At 58.7% G+C, this 942-nt stretch carries 2 protein-coding genes; both read right to left on the minus strand.

Going from position 1 to position 942, the window contains the following annotated elements; all coding sequences use genetic code 11:
* Window positions 1-121: 121 nt before the first annotated feature.
* Window positions 122-340 carry a hypothetical protein gene (locus GTGU_RS23390; RefSeq protein ID WP_038163240.1) on the minus strand — a complete coding sequence of 73 codons (219 nt, stop codon included), beginning with the start codon at window positions 338-340 and terminating at the stop codon, window positions 122-124.
* 2 nt (window positions 341-342) lie between these two features.
* Complete coding sequence (locus tag GTGU_RS23395; RefSeq protein ID WP_038163601.1) at window positions 343-933, minus strand: glycoside hydrolase family 108 protein; 591 nt, start codon at window positions 931-933, stop codon at window positions 343-345.
* Between the last annotated feature and the right edge of the window lie 9 nt (window positions 934-942).

Consider the following 942-nt stretch of genomic DNA (forward strand, 5'->3'; position numbering starts at 1 on the left):
AAATGCCGGACGGCCATGAACGTTACAGAACAGGAGAGACAAGCCCACAAGCACAATGATGGTCCAGCCTGACTGCCAGACTGTCAGCAGTGCGAGTTTCAGCCAGCCGGTATTAAACGATTTAAACACAATGTTTTTCCTTGTATTTCTGGCACTGCCAGATGATGTCTCGCGTGTCAACGGACGACCAGCCGCGCAGGTAATAGCTGCCGTGCGTGCCGTCATGCCCCTCATAGCTGGTCGGGACCGGTGGCGGACCACCGGCCATGCGGTGAAGCACTTCCTGCCGCAGGCGGTCATGACGACCGCGTTTCAGTGATGCCTCCCATCCCTTGCCCATACTCAACTCCCGGCGACCGAATACCGGAAACCGGTGATTTCCCGGCAGGCATTCGCCAGGTTATCAAGGCGGTTAAACCAGCCATTGAGGTATTTGCCCTGTGACGGGTTGGCTTTGATGATGTCGGCGTAATAACGGGAACGGCGGACGAACAGGCGGTTAAGCAGCCAGTCGGGGTCAGCACCGGCGACGGCTGCACGTGTCTTCTGACCGGCGATACCGTCAACGTCCTTGCCCGTAAAACCGGCGGCTTCCTGGAGCAACTTGATGGCTTTTTTAGGGTTGTGCTGAACCGCTGAATCAAAGACAAACAGGGCGATGTCGTCAGGCCACAGCGGGCAGTACGCGGGGTACCAGTAATCGCGGAAATAAATCTGCCCGGCCTGCGCCACCGTCAGGTCACGGATACGGGTATCAGGTTTGCCATCGCCATCGACGTCGGTCATGCCGTCGGCAACGCCGTCGCGTTTGTCAGAGATACCGAGGCTGGTCTCGCCGCCCCGGTCGGTGGGGTCGTTAACGTAGCCGCGCTCGGCGCGGAGCACGAACGCCAGCGCATTCTGGAATGCGGGAGAATCAGGGGTGTTGTTCATAAAACGGCG

This window comes from Trabulsiella guamensis ATCC 49490, from assembly GCF_000734965.1.
In the GTDB taxonomy this organism is placed as follows: Bacteria; Pseudomonadota; Gammaproteobacteria; order Enterobacterales; family Enterobacteriaceae; genus Trabulsiella; species Trabulsiella guamensis.